The organism is Opitutus sp. sgz309028 (assembly GCF_059821195.1).
The window spans coordinates 28,113-43,368 of sequence record NZ_JCAMRR010000001.1 but is presented as its reverse complement, the minus strand read 5'-3'; the positions used below and the strand labels follow the sequence as shown (position 1 = coordinate 43,368).

At 65.8% G+C, this 15,256-nt stretch carries 13 protein-coding genes; 9 read left to right on the top strand and 4 right to left on the bottom strand.

Going from position 1 to position 15,256, the window contains the following annotated elements:
• Window positions 1-17: 17 nt before the first annotated feature.
• Window positions 18-1,925, bottom strand: coding sequence for an LOG family protein (locus AC6RV7_RS00190; protein ID WP_500091862.1), 1,908 nt, complete (start codon window positions 1,923-1,925; stop codon window positions 18-20).
• Window positions 1,926-2,070: 145 nt separating this feature from the next.
• Here AC6RV7_RS00190 and bamJ point away from each other — a divergent pair, with 145 nt between their 5' ends.
• On the top strand, window positions 2,071-2,853 hold the full coding sequence (gene bamJ / locus AC6RV7_RS00185; RefSeq protein WP_500091861.1) for a BamJ family beta-barrel-assembly machinery protein: 783 nt from the start codon (window positions 2,071-2,073) through the stop codon (window positions 2,851-2,853).
• 58 nt (window positions 2,854-2,911) lie between these two features.
• On the opposite strand, the gene AC6RV7_RS00180 is transcribed toward bamJ, so the two are convergent.
• Window positions 2,912-3,988 (bottom strand): threonine aldolase family protein, encoded by a 1,077-nt coding sequence (locus AC6RV7_RS00180; protein WP_500091860.1) that lies wholly within the window; start codon window positions 3,986-3,988, stop codon window positions 2,912-2,914.
• Between the two features lie 92 nt (window positions 3,989-4,080).
• Between AC6RV7_RS00180 and AC6RV7_RS00175 the strand changes: the two genes are divergently transcribed.
• Window positions 4,081-4,626 carry a shikimate kinase gene (locus AC6RV7_RS00175; RefSeq protein WP_500091859.1) on the top strand — a complete coding sequence of 182 codons (546 nt, stop codon included), beginning with the start codon at window positions 4,081-4,083 and terminating at the stop codon, window positions 4,624-4,626.
• A gap of 36 nt (window positions 4,627-4,662) precedes the next feature.
• A complete protein-coding gene (queG, locus tag AC6RV7_RS00170) occupies window positions 4,663-5,826 on the top strand; it encodes a tRNA epoxyqueuosine(34) reductase QueG (protein ID WP_500091858.1) in 1,164 nt (387 codons plus the stop codon).
• Window positions 5,827-5,922: 96 nt separating this feature from the next.
• Here the strand turns inward: queG and AC6RV7_RS00165 are convergent, their stop codons facing one another.
• Together AC6RV7_RS00165 and AC6RV7_RS00160 are read right to left on the bottom strand one after the other, a co-directional pair.
• Window positions 5,923-6,351 carry an acyl-CoA thioesterase gene (locus AC6RV7_RS00165; protein ID WP_500091857.1) on the bottom strand — a complete coding sequence of 143 codons (429 nt, stop codon included), beginning with the start codon at window positions 6,349-6,351 and terminating at the stop codon, window positions 5,923-5,925.
• Window positions 6,348-7,502 carry a glycosyltransferase family 4 protein gene (locus tag AC6RV7_RS00160; RefSeq protein WP_500091856.1) on the bottom strand — a complete coding sequence of 385 codons (1,155 nt, stop codon included), beginning with the start codon at window positions 7,500-7,502 and terminating at the stop codon, window positions 6,348-6,350. Before AC6RV7_RS00160 ends, AC6RV7_RS00165 begins: the two co-directional genes overlap by 4 nt.
• Before the next feature lie 198 nt (window positions 7,503-7,700).
• Between AC6RV7_RS00160 and AC6RV7_RS00155 the strand changes: the two genes are divergently transcribed.
• The 6 genes from AC6RV7_RS00155 (at window position 7,701) to AC6RV7_RS00130 (ending at window position 14,813) form a co-directional block, all read left to right on the top strand.
• Window positions 7,701-8,687 carry a phosphopantetheine-binding protein gene (locus tag AC6RV7_RS00155; RefSeq protein WP_500091855.1) on the top strand — a complete coding sequence of 329 codons (987 nt, stop codon included), beginning with the start codon at window positions 7,701-7,703 and terminating at the stop codon, window positions 8,685-8,687.
• A gap of 174 nt (window positions 8,688-8,861) precedes the next feature.
• Window positions 8,862-10,121 (top strand): beta-ketoacyl-[acyl-carrier-protein] synthase family protein, encoded by a 1,260-nt coding sequence (locus AC6RV7_RS00150; protein WP_500091854.1) that lies wholly within the window; start codon window positions 8,862-8,864, stop codon window positions 10,119-10,121.
• Entirely contained in the window at window positions 10,118-10,960 is an 843-nt protein-coding gene (locus AC6RV7_RS00145) for an SDR family NAD(P)-dependent oxidoreductase (protein ID WP_500091853.1), read from the top strand. Before AC6RV7_RS00150 ends, AC6RV7_RS00145 begins: the two co-directional genes overlap by 4 nt.
• Window position 10,961: 1 nt before the next feature.
• Window positions 10,962-12,215, top strand: a complete 1,254-nt coding sequence (locus tag AC6RV7_RS00140; protein ID WP_500091852.1) for a glycosyltransferase family protein — start codon at window positions 10,962-10,964, stop codon at window positions 12,213-12,215.
• 325 nt (window positions 12,216-12,540) lie between these two features.
• Window positions 12,541-13,791 (top strand): glycosyltransferase, encoded by a 1,251-nt coding sequence (locus AC6RV7_RS00135; protein ID WP_500091851.1) that lies wholly within the window; start codon window positions 12,541-12,543, stop codon window positions 13,789-13,791.
• Complete coding sequence (locus AC6RV7_RS00130) at window positions 13,788-14,813, top strand: glycosyltransferase (protein WP_500091850.1); 1,026 nt, start codon at window positions 13,788-13,790, stop codon at window positions 14,811-14,813. The genes AC6RV7_RS00135 and AC6RV7_RS00130 overlap by 4 nt, the downstream gene beginning before the upstream one ends.
• Window positions 14,814-15,256 lie beyond the last annotated feature (443 nt).

Sequence of the window (15,256 nt, the reverse complement as noted above, 5' to 3'; positions counted from 1 at the left end):
GTGAAAAAATCGGTCGTTTAAAGCACCTGCAGTTTTTGACGGTAGAACGAGACGACTTCGTCGGGATCGTCGGTGAACAGAATGTAGTCGGCGATCCAAGCGGGGGCGCGCTTGCTCGTGATCATCTCGCGGATTTGCTTCCGAAGATCGCCCCAGAAGCGAGCGTTAAAGAAGACATAAGGCACGCGCGGGCGGATGCCGAGCTTCAGGTTGCACATTTCGATGCCGATCTCCTCCAGCGTGCCGACGCCGCCGACGTTGAAGATGCAAAAATCCGCCGCCTCGAACCATTTCTGGCGGAAGTGGCGCGACGCTTCCTGAAACGTATTGAAAAAATCGACACCGATTTCCGGCGGCTGCGCCTCGAGCTCGAGGAAGCACGCGCCGGTGAGCGCACCCTGGCCGCGCGCCTGCTCGGTGGCGAGGCGCATCACGCCGCCGCCGCCGCCGGTGAGCACGCCGAGGTTGTGGCCAAAGAAGCCGGTGAGCTTGTCCACCAGGCCGGAAATCCGCGCCGTATCCGGTCCTTCGAGACCGATGGCCGAACCGTAGAACGCGAGGATGGTGCACTCCTGGAACTTGCGAGCCATCTCCTCGCGCACGAAGAAGCCGTGGTCCTTCTTGTAGGTGTGCAGGTAGAGATCGCCGCTCAGCTCGTCATACCAGTAGACCTGCAGGCCGATGGCGTCGAACATGTCGAGCCGCGCGTGGGCGTTGCTCGACAGGAAATAGCCGTGGGTGCGCGAGGCCTTGCGGAAGACGATGCGCTTGAGCGGCGCGTCGCCGATGCGGGTGACGAGCTCGGTGTGCTCCAGCAGGTCCGGGAAATAGTCGAGGACGAGCGTGTCCGCGTTGGGCGCCGCAGCGTCGAGCGCCTGGATCATCGTGCGGTGGCCGCCGGGACCGCCGTTGCCGCGCAGGATGGCCGCGGGATCGTCGCCGGCGCGGATGAAGAGCGAACGGTTCTCCATCGTCGCGCTCTGGTTGCGCACCGTGATCTTCGTGCGCGGCCGCGCCTCGTGATTGTCGTGCGGCGGATGCTGGTCGAGGCTTTGATACAGTTCCTGCGAGAGCGAGAGCAGCCGGCGGCGGCGCTTCTGGCGGGATTTGAACTCCGGATCGTCGGCCTCGGGCGCGCGGAAGATCTCGACCGACACCATCGGATTCACCACCGGCTGGTCGCCGGTGTTGTAGATCTCCAGCATGACGTTCGTGCCGAAGGTCTTGATCGGATCGAGCAGGATGGCGCTGGTGTGGATGCCGAAGTTTCCCTGGCCCTGGTTGAGCACCACGAAGTGCTCTTTCAAATACATGGAACAGCTCGTGAGGATCCCGGAGCGCGGCGGAATCGTGAGCGGCGACGAGTCGTGACGGACCTGGATCTTGTCGAGAAACGCCCGACCGGCGTTGCCGCTGACGATGCGCTCGAAATTCAGCCGCTGCAGCTTCGGGGTGAGCGTGTAGGAAACCTGGTGCGGGGTCAGAAACACGCGGCCCTCGCGGTCGATGCTGATCGTGTTGGGCAACTTGAGGCGGTTCGCGCGGATGGCGTCCCAGATTTCGCCGGTGGACAGCTTGGCGGCGGCGGGTGCGTGGAAAAGCCGGCCGACGGGCGAGCCGGAGCGCAGGAGCTTTTTCCAGTAGCTGGCGTGGGGGAAGCTCTGGTCGAAGATGAACGCGTCGACCTCGAGCTCGAGGCGGTTGCCCTCGAGCCGGAGCGGACCGCGGACGAGCATCTCGATCCCGATGCGCGCGAGCGAGCTCCGTTCGGTGAACTTCAGTTCGGCGAGACGGGACTTGAAGAAGTCGAGCTCGGCGGGAAACCGCGGCCAGAAGGCGAGCGTGAGGGCGACGGTGCGATCGTCCCGGTTCTTCACGGTGAGGATCTGTCCGTCCTGGCTCGTCCAGAATTGATCGGGCTTCATGGAAAAGCCGCGACTGTTGGAGAATTCGGCAGGGTGAGACAAGCGGGGAGTAATTGGTTGCTTTCGCTCGGGGCGGATGCCACACCCGAAAACTTCGCGGCACAAACGCGTGCCGCGGTTTTCCATCACTGCTTCGTTTACCCGCATGAAATCCAAATTCATTCTGTCCGCGTGCACGCTGCTGGCCGGCTTTTCTGCCGCGGCCTTCGCGCAGGAGATCAAACTTGACCTGCCGAACCAGGCCGACGCGAAGAACGCGGCTGCGCCGGCCCCTGCCGCGGAGTTTGCCGAAGAGCAGCTCATCGAGGAGTTTGGCTGGTTTGTGGCGACCCGCGTCGGGATCTCCGAACTCGATTTCAACGCTGCCGAGGTGCAGGCCTTCATCAAGGGCATCAAGGCCGCCGCCGAGGGCAAGGAATCGCCTTACGAGCTCGAGAAGATCGGGCCGTTCATGGATCAGTTCATGCAGCGCAAGCAGACCGCCTACCTCTCGAAGCTGAAGCAGAAGAGCGAAGCCGAGAGCACCGCGTTCATGACGGATTTGAAGAAGAAGCAGGGCGTCGTCGTGCTCCCGAGCGGTCTCGTGTATGAGATCGAGAAGCAGGGCGAGGGTCCGGCGCCGAAGGCCGAAGACAAGGTTCGCGTGCACTACACGGGCAAGCTCGTCGACGGCACGGTGTTCGACAGTTCGGTCGAGCGCGGCGAGCCGGCCGAATTCGAATTGAACCAGGTGATTCCCGGCTGGACCGAGGGCCTGCAGAAGATTTCCAAGGGCGGCAAAATCAAGCTCTACGTCCCGCCGCAGCTCGCCTACGGCGACGACGGCCGCCCGGGCATCCCGCCGGCCTCGACGCTCGTTTTCGACGTCGAACTGCTCGACATCAACCCGCCCGCCGCCGCCACGCCCCCGGCCAGCCAGGCGAAATAACGCGCGCCAGATCCGACGGTCTTTCTTTGAGAGCTCCGGCTTCGGCCGGAGCTTTTTTTTATGCGAGTCGCCGCGCGTCGGCCAGAAACGCGTCGACTTCCTGATCGCTCGTCGCCCAGGAGCACATCAGGCGATACCCCTGCTCGCCGATGAACTGATAGAACTGCCAGCCGCGCGCGATCAGTCCGGCGTAGACGGCGGGCGGCATTTCGACGAAGACGCCGTTCGCTTCGGGCTCCTCGAGCAATCGCATCCCGGGCAGCGCGCGCAGCCCCTCGGCCAGGCGCCGAGCCTGCGTGTTCGCGTGCGCCGCGTGCCGCAACCAGGCGCCGTCGCGCAGCATGCCTACCCACTGCGCGGCGGCGAATCGCATCTTCGACGCGAGCTGGCCGCCTTGCTTCACGCGATACTCGAACTCGCGCGCGAGCCCGTGATGAAAGAACACCACCGCCTCGGTGCTGTGCATGCCGTTCTTCGTGCCGCCGAAACAAAGCACGTCGACGCCCGCCCGCCACGTGAGGTCCGCGGCCGACGGCCCGGCGGGGGCCTTCGTATTCGAGATGTGGTTACGCCGCAGGGCAGCCAGGGCGTTGGCGAAACGCGCGCCGTCCATGTGCACGGCGAGTCCGTGCGCGCGCGCGAAATCGCCGAGCGCCTGCAGCTCGGCGGGCGAGTAGACGGTGCCGACCTCCGTCGACTGGGTCAGCGACAGCGCCGCCGGCTTCGGGTAATGCACGCCGTGGCCGCGATGCAGCGCGGCTTCGAGCGCCGGGGTTTCCAATTTTCCGTGCGCACCGGGCAGCGGGTTGATCTTCGCCCCGCCGGTGAAGAATTCCGGCGCGCCGCATTCGTCCGTGTCGACGTGCGAGAGCTCGTGACAGAGGATGCGGGCGTGCGGCCGGCCGCAGCAGGCCGCGAGCGCGAGCGCGTTGGCCGCGGTCCCGTTGAAAACAAAGAAGACCTCGCAGTCGGTCTCGAAGAGTTCGCGCAGCAGCTGCGTCGCCCGCTGCGTCCACGGATCGTCGCCGTAGCTCGCGACGCGATCGCGATTGGCTTCGGCGAGGGCGGTCCAGGCTTCCGGACAAATGCCCGCGGTGTTGTCGCTCGCAAAGGCGTAAGGTGCGTTCGCAGTCATGCGACCCGTATTCAAGTCCCACCGCGGCGCCGTCGCAGCCTTTTTTCGCGATTGGCATCGCGGGCGCGCGGCGTTGCTTTGATCCGGCACACATGAACGCGGCGGACGTGAACCTTTACCTGGTCGGCTTCATGGGCACCGGCAAGACCACGATCGGTCGCGCGGTGGCCCAGCGGCTGGGCTTCACGCTGCTCGACAGCGACCACGAGATCGAGCGCCAGCAGGGGCGCAGCATCGCGGAAATCTTCGCGACCGACGGTGAACCGGCGTTTCGCGCGCTGGAACGCGCCTACATCGAGCAAGGCCATCCGGCGTCCCGTTCGGTCGTGTCCTGCGGCGGCGGCCTCGTCGTGCCTCCGGGCATGCTGGAATTGCTGCAGGAGCGCGGCGTCGTCATCTGTTTGCACGCCTCGATCGAAACCATCCTCGAACGCACGGCGCGCCACCGCCACCGGCCGCTGTTGAACGTCGAGGATCCGGAGGCCCGCGTGCGCGCGCTCTACGCGCAACGCGAACCGATCTACAAACGCGCGGGCACGGTCCTGCTCACGGACTCGCGTCCGCTCAACGACATCGTCGCGCACGTCATTCGCGCGTGGCGTCGGGAGGCGCTCGATTTTGTCCGGTCGAAAAAATAACCGCCGCGAGCGACCCGGGCCGCTGGAGGCAAGCCGATGATCGCGCCGCGCCAGGAGGAATTGCGCGAGCAGCTGCGCGCGCTCGGTTTCGACGACGTGCGCTTCGCGGCGGTGACGCCCGCGCTGCCCGGGGAACCGTTGCAAAACTGGCTCGCGGCCGGCCGGCAGGCGGACATGGGGTGGATCGAGCGTTCGCTCGAGAAACGCCTCGACCCGGCGCGCGTGCTGCCCGGCGTGAAATCGATCATCCTGCTTGGCGTGAACTATTCGGCGGACCGCACCGTCGATGCCGGCGGCGCGACGGATTTCGTCCGGCCGCGTTGGGCCCGCTACGCGCGGTATGAGGATTATCACGACACGATGAAGCCGGCGCTCGTAGCCGCGGGTCGCCTGCTCGAGGAATTTTACGGCGCGGGCCCGACGGATTATCGCCACTACGTCGACACCGGTCCCGTGCTGGAGCGCAGCTGGGCGGCGCGCGCCGGGCTCGGGTTCATCGGCAAAAACGCGATGCTGATCTCGCGCACGCACGGGAACTGGTTGTTTCTCGCCGCGATCCTGACGCGGCAGGAATTCGCGCCCGACGCGCCGCTGAGCGGAGGACGCGACGACAACGGCGAGCCGAGGACGATCGGGCAGTTGTGCGGCAAATGCACACGCTGCCTCGACGCGTGTCCGACCGCGGCGTTCGCCGCGCCCGGCGTCGTCGACGCCCGCCGCTGCATCTCTTATCAAACCATCGAAAACAAAGGCGCCATCCCGCGCGAACTGCGACACGGCATCGGCGCGCGTGTCTATGGCTGCGACGTCTGCGCCGAGGTGTGCCCGTGGAACCGTTTCGCGCGCGACGGCCGGCGGATGTTGCTCGTCGCGCGCGAGGAGCTCGCGCACCTGACGCTCGCCGAACTGCTGACGCTGACGCCGGAGCGATTCGCGGAGGTGTTTCGCCGCACGCCGATCAAGCGGGTGAAACTCGCCGGCCTGCTGCGCAACGCCTGCGTGGTCGCGGGAAATTCAGGCGATCCGGCGCACCTGCCGCAACTCGTCCGGCTCGCGCGCCATGAAAACCCGCTGGTCCGCGCACATGCGGTGTGGGCCGTCCTCGCGATCGCCGGTGCGGCGCGCGCCAACGAACTGCTCGCCGAGGCTCGCGCCAACGAAACGGACGCGTCCGTATTATCTGAATACGCGGCCGAATGAGCCGCGCGCGAAAGTGCTGGTAGGGCGGCTCTTCCGACCCCGCCTTGAAAACAGAAGGATGCGCGCCGGCGGGTCAGGAGACCCGACCCTACAACCCTACGGCGATCCCGGAGCGGGCGAGGCGTCGCGGAAGAGTTCGGTCATCCGCGCGACAAAACCCGGTGGCGGCCGCGTCGGCTGACCGCGCAGGTCGCAGAACGCGTGGCTCGACTGGCCGGTCGCGAGCAGTTCCTCGCCGCGGAAGACTTCGTAGTGGATGCGGATGCGCAGCATCGGTTTTTCGCGGATCGTGGCGACGATCGTGAGCGTGTCGTCGTAGAGCGCGGGCCGCAGGTATTTCGCCGAGACTTCGAGCACGGGAATCCGGTAGCCGTCGGTCTCGAGCTGCCGATAGGGAAAGCCCTGCTCGCGCAGCAGCTGCGTGCGCGCAACTTCGAACCACGGCAGATAATTCGCGTGGTAGACGATGCCCATCATGTCGGTTTCGGCATAACGGACGGTGACGCTGGCGCGGGATTGGATCATGCGATTTCCTCAGCGGGGCAAAACAACGCTTCGGCGGAACGCCGCCAGCAATTTTTCGTGGACCACTCGCGTCCCGCTTCGCCGAGCCGGCGACGCAGCTCCGGATCGAAGACCAGACGCTCGAACGCCGCGGCGAGCTGCGCGGGCCGGTGGGGCGGAACCAGCAGGCCCGTCACGCCGTCGACCACCGCTTCGGAGACGCCGCCGACATCGTGAGCCACGATGGGCAGGCCGTGCGCGGACGCTTCGAGATAAACGAGGCCGAACCCCTCGATGCTGTGGCCGTGATTGACGCTCGTCATCGCAAAGATGTCGGCCCGTTCATAGACGTCGGAAAGCTCCTGATCGGGGAGGTTGCCGAGGAAGCGCACGGTGAGATCCGGCATCGCTTCGGCCGCGGCGCGCAGGTCGGCTTCGTAGCCGCTTTTGCTTTGTCCGCTCACCATCCAGTATTCGATGCGCGCGCGAACTTCGGGGGCAAGCGCTTGCAGCGCTTCGAGCGTGAGGAGTTGTCCCTTGCGCGGGTGCAGCCGGCCGACCGTGAGCACGACGATCTTGTCCGTGGGCTCGGCGCGACGCGGGCGCACGACGACGAAATCCGTGCGCAGGGCGCCGGGCGTGAGATGAACCTTGTCGGCCGCCTCCGGGAAGTGTTCGAGCAACAGCTCCTGCGTGTAGTGGGTGAGGGTGGTGACGCGCGTCGCATGTCCGATCAGGCGGCGGGCGAGGGCACGGCGCCAGGGGCTGTGGGCGAAACGCAGGATCTCGGAGCCATGAAACGTGAGCACGAGACGCTTGGGCCGGAAGGCGTGAAAAAATTGCAGCAGCATCATCGTCAGCATCGGCCCGGGCTCCGGTAGGTAGACGATCGCGTAGCGAAGCTTGCGCCGCGCGCGCACGACCTGCCAGGCGAGGCGGAGCTGGCACCACAGGTCGTGCGAGCCCTTCAGCGGCAACCGGCGAATCCGAAACGGCCAGGGCTTTTCGGCGTCCGGCGGAGCCGATTGGGCCCAGACTTCCAGGTTGTAACCGAGATCGGCGGTCGCCTTCGCGATCTCCTCGGCGAAGGTCGCGATGCCTCCCCGCCGCGGATAAAATTCGTGCGTGATCAGATAAACCGGAGGCAGGGCGGCTGGAGCCGGACAGGACATTCGAGGACGAAGGCGGACGATCGGAGCGACCAGAGGAAAAGGGAACGCGGCGGAAGGCGGAGGGTCAATGGGCGAATCGCGTTACCGGCCGCTGGCTTGGCTCATGCTACGCCTTCCGGAACGTCTTCGTTACGAGGCTCGCAACTAAAGTTTAGAGGTTTACAATGGAGCGTGCCGGAGCAACCTAACCCAACACCAATGTCCGAAGCATCTTCAACCAGTTCGGCGACGAACAAACCCTTTCCTGTTCTGGCGAAGCCGTTTTCGCCGGAGGATGAGACCGCGCTGCGGGAGTCGCTGAAACGTTGTTCACCGTCGACCTTCGAGGCCGCGGTCCAGTTTCGCAAAACGGGGAATCCCGAGCACGTCCCGGCCGTCGTGATCGGCGTGATCGAGCGGTTCGTCGAACCCGATCTCCGGACGAAATTGAAGGATGCCGACGACGATCTCCGCCTGATCGAGGACCTCGGCATCGATTCGCTCACGATGATGGAGATCGTGATCCTCGTGGAAGACGTGCTCCAGCTCTCCATCAACAACGACGAGCTGCGCAACCTTCGCACCGTCGGCGATGTGAAGATGTTTATCGATTGCAAGATTCGCGATCTTCCGCTCCCGAAGCCGACGAAATTCCTGCCCATCGAGCACATCGGCACCGTCATGCCGATCCAGCCGCCATTCCTCTTTCTGAACGAGGCGTCCGTCAGCTCCACCGGGGCCAACGGCAAATACAAGATCAGCGGCCAGGAGTTTTTCATCCAAGGGCATTTCAAGGATAACCCGGTGATGCCCGCTTCCATCATGCTGGAGGCGCTCGGTCAGCTCGCGGTGCTGTTCCTGCTCGAAGGCCTCACGCCGGAGCCGGGCAAGGTGGTCAATCCGCAGACGATCTTTTTCACCGGCTGCGAGGGCGTGCGCGCCCATCGCATGTGCAAGCCCGGCGACATCCTTTCGCTGTCGATCAAGCCGAAGCGAATGAAGATGCCGCTCGCCACGTTCGAGGGCGCCATCCGCGTCGGTCAGGAAAAAGCGGCGATTGCCGAAGAGATCACCCTGACGTTTGCGTTTGCCGACGCGGCGGTGGAAACGCCGTCCTCCGTCGGGACGAATACCGCGTCAGGTTCGGCGTCCAGTGCGGCGACCGAGAACGTCGCGCCGCCGATTCGCGCCGCCGCCAGCGCCTGAGCGCGCTTCGACCGCGATTGGAGTTCGCGCGACGGCCTCCGCCCGGCGCTACCGCGTCGCCGGAGGATGCGCTGAAACGTGCTCCCGCATTGACCGGCGGCCGCTTTCGCTGCGACCGTTTCTCCCGGAACGCGTTCGCTTGCTCGCTGGAGCGTTCGAGTCTTCTTCTTCATTATGCCTCGTGTTTTCATCACCGGTTTGGGCTTCGTCACGAGCATCGGCAACGATGCGGCCACCGTCGCTCGCAACCTGCGCGAAATGCAGCACGGCTTCGAGGTCTTCCCCCCGTTCCAAAAGCCCGACATCCCGTGCAAAGTCGTCGGCACCGTGAAGGGTTTTTTCACCGACTCGGCGGATCAGGAGGACTGGACCTATCCCGAGCGCTACAAGATCAAGCGGGAACTCCTCCGCACGATGGCGCCGAACGGCCTCTTCGCGCATTGCGCGATGATCCAGGCGATCGAGGACGCCCGGCTCGCGGACACCGACGTCTCCAATCCGGAGACCGGCCTCTACGCCGCGTCCGGCGGGTCGCCGATGCTCACGAATTATCACCATGACCGCCTCAACAAGTTCGGCGTCATGCGCTGCTCGCCGCTCGGCATCGTCGCTTCGATCGTCGGCACGCTGAACTTCAACCTCGTCGCCGCGTTCAAGATCCTCGGTTCTTCCTGCGGCTTCTCCTCGGCCTGCGCCTCCTCGGCGCACGCGATCGGTTACGCCTTCGACGACCTCACGCTCGGCCGGCAGAAACGGATGTTCGTCGTTGGCGGCGAGGATGGAAACACGGACGCGATCCTGCCGTTTGCCGGCATGCGCACGTTGTCCTTGCAGACCGATCCCAATCTCGCGTCGCGCCCCTTTGACGCGGCGCGCGACGGTTTTGTCGGCACCGGTGGCGCCACCGTGCTGGTCCTCGAAACCGAGGACGAGGTCGCGCGGCGCGGCGTGACACCGTATTGCGAAATTCTCGGCTGGGGCCAGGCGTCCGATGGCTATAACGTCGCCATTTCCCACCCCGAAGGCAGCGGCCTGGCGGCGGCGATGGCGCGAGCGATGCGCGCGGCACAGGTCGCGCCGGAGGAGATCGATTACATCAACGCCCACGCCACCTCGACGCTGATCGGCGACGTCTCGGAAACCCGTGCGCTCCGCTCCGCTCTCGGCGCCGCGGCCGGCCGCCCCGCGGTCAGCAGCACGAAATCCCTCACCGGCCATGGCCTCTCGCTCGCCGGCGCGATGGAAACCGGTTTCTGCAGCCTCGCCATGCGCGAAGGATTCATCCCGGGCTCGGCCAACATCTCCCAGCTCGATCCGGCCTGCCAGGGCCTGCGCATCCTGCAGCAGACGGAAAACACCGCGCCGCGGACGGTGCTGAAAAACAGCAGCGGCTTCGGCGGCGCCAATGTCGCGATCCTGCTGCGCCAGCCGTGAGTCGTCCGCTGTCCGAACTCTACGCCACGGCGTTCGTCACCGGCACCAGTGCGGGGCTCGGACGCGCGTTCGCGGAAATGCTCCTCGCCGAGGGCGTGCGCGTGTGGGGCACGGCCCGCGACGCCGGCCGGCTCACCGATCTGGCTTCGCGTTATCCGGCGCTCTTCACGCCGGTCATTCTCGATCTGGCGGTGCCCGCCGCCGCCGAGACCGCCTTCGAGCGCGCCGCCAACACCGCCGGCGGCGCCTTCGATCTCGTGGTGAACAATGCCGGCTACGGCGTCTTCGGCGAATTCGACGCAACCGATTTTTCCGTCTGGCAGACGCAGCTCGACACGATGATCGGGACGACCCTGCGCCTCGCGCATGCCGCCCTGCGTCGCATGCGCCGGAAAAACGCCGGCTGCCTCGTCAATGTCTCCTCCCTCGCCGTGGAGTTTCCGCTGCCGTTCATGAGCGGCTACAATGTCGCGAAGGCCGCGCTCTCCGCGTTCAGCGAAAGTTTATGGATTGAAACCCGCGGCACCGGAATCAGCGTCATCGATTTCCGCCCGGGCGATTTTCGCACCGACTTCAACCAATCCATGCAGGCCGCCTCCTCCTCGCCGCCGCTCCGGTCGGCCCGCACGCAACGCGCCTGGCAGGCCCTGGAAAATCACCTCCGCGGCGCGCCGCCCGCCGCGCGCGCCGCCGCCGATCTGAAGCGCGCGCTCCGGCGCCGTCGCCACGGCACGGTGCGTTCCGGCATGGTGTTCCAGGCGGCGATCGCGCCGTTCTTCGCGCGCTTCCTGCCCGCCGCCCTGCGCCGCGCGGTGTCCGCCCGCTACTTCGGGCTCTAGCGTGGCCAAAGTTCGGATACTGGTGCTGACCTCCAGCACGGGCGGCGGACACGACGCGCGCGCGGAGGCGTTTGCCGAGTGGTGCTTCCAGCTCTACCGGCACGAGGTCGAGGTGCGCATCGAACAGATGCTCGAGGATTCGTCCGTCGTGCAGCGCGCCGGCGTGCGTCTCTACAACCGCATCCAGCAAGGCGCGCCCTGGGTGCACAAGGTCTTCTACGCCATCGTCGAGGTCCTCGCGTTCCTCAATACCCGCCGCGTCACCTTCGGCGAACGCTACTACGTCGACGTGCTGCAGCGCTTCCGGCCGCACCTGGTCTTCAGCGTGCACGACTGCTTGAATCGCGGTTATTTCCAGGTCGCGCGCAAGGTGCTCGGCCGCGAGCACGTCCGCTGCGCGACCTACTGCGGCGAGTTTTCCGGCGGTTGGGGTTACTCGCGCAACTGGATCGAGCCGACCGTCGACCGGTATTTCTCCCGCACCGCGACGGCCAACGATTTCGCGGTGAAACGCGGCATCCCCGTCGAGCGCTCCCGCGTGCGCGCGCTCCTGATGTATCCACGTTCCCACGTCGATATCTTCGACGCCGGCGAGCGCCGCGCCTTCCTCACGAAGAAGCTCGGTCTCCGGACGGACCGGCTCACGGTCTTTCTCGCGACCGGCGGCAACGGCGCGCACAATCATTTCGATCTGTTGCCTGCGCTCGTGCGCCACGCCGACCACATTCAGGCGATCGTCATCTGCGGTCGAAACCGACAGGCCTACAACGAGCTCCTCCAGTGGCGCGCGCAGCATCCGGCATTCGGTTGCTACCTCGAAGGCTACTCCGAAATCGTGCACCGCCTGATGCAGGTCAGCGACGTGATCGTCACCCGCGGCGGCACGACCACCTGCGCCAAGGCGCTCTTCTACCGCTGCCCGATCGTGTTCAATGCCTTCGGCGGCATCATGCCGCAGGAGGCGCTCACGTGGAAATTCTTCCGCAACGGTGCCGAATGCCCGAAGGTCGAAAACGCGGCGGACTTCGCCGCGTTGATCGACCGCTGGATGGCGCAGCCGGAGGAGTTGCGCGCCTTGCGCGAGCGCTTCCTGCAGCTGCGCCACGAGGAGGATCCCACCGTGCTGATCGACGAGCTCGTCGAGCTCGGCAACGAAGTGGCGCGCGCCCAACTCGAGCGCCATCCGTTTCCATCGGAGGACGGCCCACCGAACACACCGAACCCACGGACGAACCCGGAGCAGCCCGGCGTTTGAAGCTCGAATTCACCCGCGCCTCGTCGTCCCCGTCCGGCCTTTTCGCCGCGTTGCGGCGAGTTAAGTTTAGGGTCCGGTAGCGGCGATCGTCCCGATCGCCACCCTTTCAGCTTTTCAGCATGTCAGCGTTTCAGCGTGTCGACGGCTCCCCCTTTCACTTTAACTGTCACTTTCACTCGCGCGCCGCCCATCTCAGCTCGCGGCCGCGGCAGGGCCGCGGCCGCCTTCACCTCTTTCGTGTATTTCGTGGTTCATCCCCGCCGCGCGCGTAATTTCCGTTTACCGCTTGGCCGGCCGGGCCGCAGCATTGTAACAGTATTCCACCTTGCGCACCTCCGAGCCTGTCATCGCCTATCTGTTCACCACGTTCCCGAAAGCCACCGAGACGTTTCTCCAGCGGGAAATCATCGCGATGCGCGAGCTCGGGGTGTCGCTGCGCCTGTATTCGCTGTGGGGCGGCAGCCGCAGTTTTCGCGGTCTCCCGGTCCGGCGTTTCAACAAGTGGCGGCTCCTTACGCTTTTCTGGATGATTCCCTACGAGGCGTGGCGGCGGCCCGACGTCCTGCGCCAGTTGCTGCGCGGGTTGAGCACGCGCCGCGCGCCGTCCTGGCTCAATTTCTGGGAAAACATGCTTGGCGCAGGCTTCGCCTGCCTGTTTGCGCGGGAGTTTCGCCGCCATCCGCCCGCGCTGGTGCACGCCGCCTGGGGCGGCGCCCCGGCGACCGCCGCGTGGCTGCTCTGGCGGATGGACGGCCATCGCTTCAGCGCCGCGGCGCACGCGTATGACATCTACGAATACGGCGGCGACTGGTGGCTGCACGACAAGCTCGAGCACGCGGCGTTCGTCCATACCTCCACCGAAATGGGGCGCGCCTCGCTGATCGCCCGCGGCCTTGCGCCGGACCGGATCGTCTGCATCCGGCGCGGGCTCGACCGTTTGCCGGCGGTCAAGCCGCTGCGCGCGCACCGCGATCCGCTGCATCTCGTCTGCGTGGCCCGGCTGGTGGAGAAGAAAGGACTCGATCACCAGCTGCGCATCTACGCGGCGCTCAAGGCGGCGGGCGTGGATTTCGAAGCCCGGATCGTCGGCGGCGGTCCCCTGCAGCCGCAGCTCGAGCAACTCGCCGGCCACCTCGGCGTCGCTTCGCAGGTCGCGTTCACCGGACACCTGCCGCAGCATGAAGTCTGGAACCAGCTCGGCTGGGCCGACGTCCTGTTGCACACCGGCGTCGTCGCCCCCAGCGGCGATCGCGACGGCCTCCCCAACGTGATTCCCGAAGCGATGTCGATCGGCGTGCTGGTGGCGACGTCGCCCACCGCCGCCACCACCGAAGCGGTCGCCGACGGCGTGAGCGGGGTGGTCGCGCCGGTGGAGGAGCCGGAAGCCTGGGTGACCGCCATCCGGCGGCTCGCTCGCGACGACCGGTTTGCCGACAGCCTCCGTGGCGCCGCGCGGCGCTGGGTCGAGGAGAATTTCGATGCGCACCGGAACGCGGCGCGCCTCCTGCAGCACTTCCGTCGTGTCATTGCGGATACGAAGGTCCCCGCCGGCGTGCCGGCGTCCGCGACGTCATGATTTATTTCGACGTCACGAAGGCCAGGTCGGTGAAACATCGCTCCGGGCTCGCGCGGCTCAGCGACCGGCTGCGCCGCGAACTCGGCTCCTTCGCGTCCGCGGCCACGTGGGAGGAGGCGCGCGTCCATGCCTCCGCGCAAGACTGGTTTGTCACGACCGAACTGTTTTCCGAAGGGGAGCGGCCCGGCTTCGGCGCCTTTCTCGATTCGCGCCGCTGCCGCACTGCAGCGATTTTCGCCGACGCGATCCCGTTGAAACACCCGCGGATCACCTGGCCGCACAGCGTCGCCCGGCATCCGCATTATCTGAAAATGCTCGCGCGTTTCGAGCGCGTCTGGGCGATCTCCGTCGCCAGCCGCACGGAGCTCGTCGACTACTGGCGCTGGCTCGGACTCGAGCGCCCGCCGCCGGTCGAGGTGCTGCCGCTCGGTGCCGATTTCGACGGCCGTCCGCGGACCGCCACGCCCGCGCCGCCGGCGAGCAGACCCGCGAATCTGTTGTGCGTCGGCATCCTCGAACCGCGGAAAAACCAGCTCTTTCTCCTCGAAGTTTGCGACGGACTTTGCCGCGCGGGACTGAAGTTCAATCTGCACATCGTCGGACGGGTCAACCCGCACTTCGGCGCACCGGTGGTGCGGCGGATTCGCGAGCTGAAGAAGCGTTGGTCCGGCCTGCATTTTCACGAGGCCGCGAGCGATGCACAGTTGGCGACGCTTTACGCGGAGGCGGATGCCACCGTCTTCCCGACGATCGCCGAAGGCTGCGGACTCCCGCTGCTCGAGTCGCTGTGGCGTGGGGTGCCTTGCGTGGCCAGCGACCTGGCGGTGTTGCGCGAAAACGCCGATGGCGGCGGTTGTCTGCTCGCTGAGCTTGATTCTGTCGAGGCCTGGACCGCCGCGCTGCGCGATGTGATCGGCCGAACCGCCCGCCAAGCACGTCTGCGCGAAGAGGCGGCAAGTCGCCCGCTGCCCACCTGGGCCGAAACCGCGAGAATCCTACAAGCCGGTTTGGCTCAGGCGTAAGCCGCGCGGGGGGCCGGTTGAAACCACGAAATACACGAAAAACACGAAAGGAAGAAGGCCCACGGAATACACGCACTTTAACCCAAACTCGCCGCGAAGCGGCGTGTACCGTGGTCAGATCCGATTTTCGTGTGTTTCGTGTCTTTCGTGGTTCCCTCAGTGGAATCCGTTGCAAAGAGGCTCAAAGGCAATCCGGTTGAAACCACGAAATACACGAAAAACACGAAAGGAAGAAGGCCCACGGAATACACGGACTACACGGAATCGGACTGGATTCTTTTCTGTGTGATCCGTGTGTTCCGTGGGCTCTCCGGATAGAGGTCCCGCGCACTCGGTGACGCCGCGAAGTGGTGCGGTAGCGGCCATCGTCACGATGGTCACGCCTTCAACTTTACACTTTAGACCCAAACTCGCCGCGAAGCGGCGACCTGCCCACGGACTAC

Excerpts from the sequence above, each read along its gene's own strand:
- AC6RV7_RS00190 (WP_500091862.1), bottom strand. The coding sequence starts at position 1,925 with ATGAAGCCCGATCAATTCTGGACGAGCCAGGACGGACAGATCCTCACC.
- bamJ (WP_500091861.1), top strand. The coding sequence starts at position 2,071 with ATGAAATCCAAATTCATTCTGTCCGCGTGCACGCTGCTGGCCGGCTTT.
- AC6RV7_RS00180 (WP_500091860.1), bottom strand. The coding sequence starts at position 3,988 with ATGACTGCGAACGCACCTTACGCCTTTGCGAGCGACAACACCGCGGGC.
- AC6RV7_RS00175 (WP_500091859.1), top strand. The coding sequence starts at position 4,081 with ATGAACGCGGCGGACGTGAACCTTTACCTGGTCGGCTTCATGGGCACC.
- queG (WP_500091858.1), top strand. The coding sequence starts at position 4,663 with ATGATCGCGCCGCGCCAGGAGGAATTGCGCGAGCAGCTGCGCGCGCTC.
- AC6RV7_RS00165 (WP_500091857.1), bottom strand. The coding sequence starts at position 6,351 with ATGATCCAATCCCGCGCCAGCGTCACCGTCCGTTATGCCGAAACCGAC.
- AC6RV7_RS00160 (WP_500091856.1), bottom strand. The coding sequence starts at position 7,502 with ATGTCCTGTCCGGCTCCAGCCGCCCTGCCTCCGGTTTATCTGATCACG.
- AC6RV7_RS00155 (WP_500091855.1), top strand. The coding sequence starts at position 7,701 with ATGTCCGAAGCATCTTCAACCAGTTCGGCGACGAACAAACCCTTTCCT.
- AC6RV7_RS00150 (WP_500091854.1), top strand. The coding sequence starts at position 8,862 with ATGCCTCGTGTTTTCATCACCGGTTTGGGCTTCGTCACGAGCATCGGC.
- AC6RV7_RS00130 (WP_500091850.1), top strand. The coding sequence starts at position 13,788 with ATGATTTATTTCGACGTCACGAAGGCCAGGTCGGTGAAACATCGCTCC.